Raw genomic sequence first — 3,647 nt, 5'->3', positions numbered from 1 at the left:
CGGTTCTACGGGTCCCCGCACGCCGGCAGTTGGCCGTACGGCCTGCCCGAACTGCCCGGCGCGCGGGAGCGGCTGCGGGATGCCCGTCGCGTGGCGGTGCCGGGCTGTTATCCGACCGCCGCGCTGTTGGCACTGTTGCCCGCGGTGGCCGAAGACCTCATCGACCCCGCAGTCACGGTGGTCGCGGTCAGCGGCGCCTCGGGTGCCGGGCGGGCCGCCAAGACCGACCTGCTCGGCTCGGAGGTCATCGGATCTGCCCGGGCGTACAACATCGCGGGCGCCCATCGGCACACCCCGGAGATCGTGCAAGGACTGAAGGCGGTCACCGAGCGCAACGTCACCGTGTCGTTCACCCCGGTGCTCATCCCGACGTCGCGGGGCATTCTGGCCACCTGTACCGCGCGCACTGAGGCACCCATGTCAGCGCTGCGAGCCGCCTATGAAAAGGCCTACGGCGGCGAGCCTTTCGTTTACCTGCTGCCGGAGGGACAGCTGCCGCGCACCGGCGCGGTGATCGGCAGCAACGCCGCGCACATCGCGGTCGCGGTGGACGAGGACGCCGCGACGTTCGTCGCGATCGCCGCGATCGACAACCTGGTCAAGGGCACCGGCGGCGCCGCCGTGCAGTCGATGAACCTGGCTTTGGGCTGGCCGGAAACCGAGGGTCTATCGGTGGTCGGAGTGGCACCGTGACCGATCTGACCGATGCCGTGCGGCTGGTGCGCACGCAGGGGGTCACCGCCCCGGCCGGCTTCCGGGCGGCCGGCATCGCCGCCGGGATCAAGGCCTCCGGCGCGCCGGATCTGGCGCTGGTGTTCAACGAGGGCCCGGACTACGCGGCCGCGGGCGTGTTCACCCGCAACCAGGTCAAGGCCGCGCCGGTGTTGTGGACCCAGCAGGTGCTGACCACCGGCAGGCTGCGCGCGGTGATCCTGAACTCCGGCGGCGCCAACGCCTGCACCGGGCCCACAGGTTTCCAGGACACTCACGCCACCGCCGAGGCCGTCGCCGCCGCGTTGTCGGATTGGGGCACCGAAACCGGGGCGATCGAGGTCGCCGTCTGCTCCACCGGGCTGATCGGCGACCGGCTGCCGATGGACAAGGTGGTAGCCGGTGTCGTTGACGTCGTGCACGAGATGGCCGGCGGGCTGACCGGCGGGGAAGAGGCTGCCCGGGCCATCATGACCACCGACACCGTGCCCAAACAGGTTGCGCTGCACCACCGGGGCAATTGGATTGTTGGCGGGATGGCCAAGGGTGCCGGGATGGTGGCGCCGTCGCTGGCGACCATGCTGTGCGTCCTCACCACCGACGCCGTTGCCGAGCCGGGAGCGTTCGACCAAGCGCTGCGCCGTGCCACCGCGGCCACCTTCGACCGCCTCGACGTCGACGGCAGCTGCTCCACCAACGACACCGTCCTGCTGTTAGCCTCCGGTGCGAGCGAAATCGCCCCGGCCCAAGCCGATCTCGACGATGCCGTGCTGCGGGTCTGCGACGACCTGTGCGCCCAGTTGCAGGCCGACGCCGAGGGCGTCACCAAGCGCATCACCGTGACGGTGACCGGCGCCGCCGGCGACGACGACGCGCTGGCCGCGGCCCGGACGATCGCCCGCGACAGCCTGGTCAAGACCGCGCTGTTCGGATCCGATCCCAACTGGGGCCGGGTCCTCGCGGCCGTCGGTATGGCCCCGTTCCGGCTCGACCCCGACCGGATCACCGTGTCGTTCGACGGTTCTGCGGTGTGCATCGATGGCGTCGGGGTGCCTGGCGCCCGCGAGGTGGACCTTTCCGGCGGCGACGTCGACGTCACCGTCGACCTCGGAATGGGCGGCGGTCGGGCGACGATCCGTACCACCGACCTGTCGCACGGCTACGTCGACGAGAATTCGGCCTACAGCTCATGACGACCAGCGAATTGCCCACCCAGGTCAAGGCCCAAGTGCTGGCCGAAGCGCTGCCCTGGCTGAAGCAACTGCACGGCAAGATCGTCGTCGTCAAGTACGGCGGCAACGCGATGACCGACGAGATCCTGCGGCACGCGTTCGCCGCCGACATGGCGTTTCTGCGCAACTGCGGCATTCATCCCGTCGTCGTGCACGGCGGGGGACCGCAGATCAGCGCGATGCTGAGCCGGCTGGGAATCGCCGGTGATTTCAAGGGCGGATTCCGGGTCACCACACCGGAAGTTCTCGACGTGGCGCGGATGGTGTTGTTCGGCCAGGTGGGCCGGGAACTGGTCAACCTGATCAACGCACACGGACCTTATGCCGTCGGCATCACCGGTGAGGACGCACAGTTGTTCACCGCGGTGCGGCGCAGCGTCACCGTCGATGGGGTGGCCACCGATATCGGGCTGGTGGGCAATGTTGGCCACGTCAACACGGCGGCGGTACTCGATCTCATTGCGGCACGCCGCATCCCGGTGGTGTCGACGCTGGCGCCGGATGCCGACGGCGTGGTGCACAACGTCAACGCGGATACCGCCGCAGCGGCGCTGGCCGAGGCGTTGGGAGCGGAAAAGCTGCTGATGCTCACCGATGTCGAAGGGCTGTACACCCGGTGGCCGGACACCGATTCGCTGGTCAGCGAGATCGACACCGCGACGCTGACGCAACTGTTACCGACGCTGCAGACCGGCATGATCCCCAAGGTCGAAGCCTGTCTGCGCGCAGTCGGCGGGGGTGTGCCCAGCGCGCACGTCATCGACGGCCGTGTCGAACATTGCGTCCTGGTGGAGTTATTCACCGACGCGGGCACCGGCACCAAGGTGGTAGGGGCATGAGCCCTTCAGCGATCGACACAGCGACCATGCGGCAGCGATGGGCGGCGGTGATGATGAACAACTACGGCGTCCCGCCGGTGGTGTTGGCCAGTGGTGATGGGGCGGTGGTCACCGATGTGGACGGCAACTCGTATCTGGACCTGCTCGGCGGCATCGCGGTCAATGTTCTCGGCCATCGGCACCCCGCCGTCATCGACGCCGTCACTCAGCAGATGTCGACGCTGGGGCACACCTCCAACCTGTATGCCACCGAGCCGGGTATCGCGCTGGCCGAGGCGCTGGTCTCGTTGTTGGGTGCCGACGCCGAGACCCGGGTGTTCTTCTGCAATTCCGGCACCGAGGCTAACGAGCTGGCGTTCAAGCTGTCCCGGCTGACCGGGCGCACCAAACTCGTTGCGGCACAGGATGCCTTCCACGGCCGGACGATGGGCTCGCTGGCGCTGACCGGGCAGCCGGCCAAGCAGGCGCCGTTCGCGCCGCTGCCCGGTGACGTCACGCACGTGCCGTACGGAGACACCGATGCGCTGGCCGCCGCGGTGAGCGACGACACTGCGGCGGTGTTTCTGGAGCCGATCATGGGAGAGAGTGGCGTCGTCGTCCCGCCCGAGGGTTATCTGGTCGCGGCGCGGGACATCACGGCGCACCATGGGGCGCTGCTGGTGCTTGACGAGGTGCAGACCGGGATGGGCCGCACCGGCGCGTTTTTCGCCCACCAACACGACGGCATCACCCCCGATGTGGTGACCTTGGCCAAGGGGCTGGGCGGCGGCTTGCCGATCGGGGCCTGCCTGGCGGTCGGACCGGCCGCGCAGCTGCTCACACCCGGTCTGCACGGCAGCACGTTCGGCGGTAACCCCATCTGTGC

General features: G+C 69.1%; 4 protein-coding genes. All 4 read left to right on the top strand.

Features of this window, described 5'->3' with window-relative positions:
* Positions 1 to 693, top strand: a 693-nt coding sequence (gene argC, locus ACRDTL_RS03960) for an N-acetyl-gamma-glutamyl-phosphate reductase (protein ID WP_431505415.1), incomplete at its 5' end; no start/stop codon positions are given.
* The gene (argJ, locus tag ACRDTL_RS03955; protein ID WP_431505414.1) at positions 690 to 1,904 is read left to right on the top strand and encodes a bifunctional glutamate N-acetyltransferase/amino-acid acetyltransferase ArgJ; all 1,215 of its coding nucleotides are present in this window, start codon (positions 690 to 692) and stop codon (positions 1,902 to 1,904) included. The genes argC and argJ, both read left to right, overlap by 4 nt.
* A complete protein-coding gene (gene argB / locus ACRDTL_RS03950) occupies positions 1,901 to 2,782 on the top strand; it encodes an acetylglutamate kinase (protein WP_431505413.1) in 882 nt (293 codons plus the stop codon). The genes argJ and argB overlap by 4 nt, the downstream gene beginning before the upstream one ends.
* On the top strand, positions 2,779 to 3,647 hold an 869-nt coding region (locus tag ACRDTL_RS03945), incomplete at its 3' end, for an acetylornithine transaminase (protein WP_431505412.1). The genes argB and ACRDTL_RS03945, both read left to right, overlap by 4 nt.

It is taken from the genome of Mycobacterium sp., assembly GCF_050700595.1.
GTDB lineage: Bacteria > Actinomycetota > Actinomycetes > Mycobacteriales > Mycobacteriaceae > Mycobacterium.
This window is presented reverse-complemented; position numbering and strand designations above follow the sequence as displayed.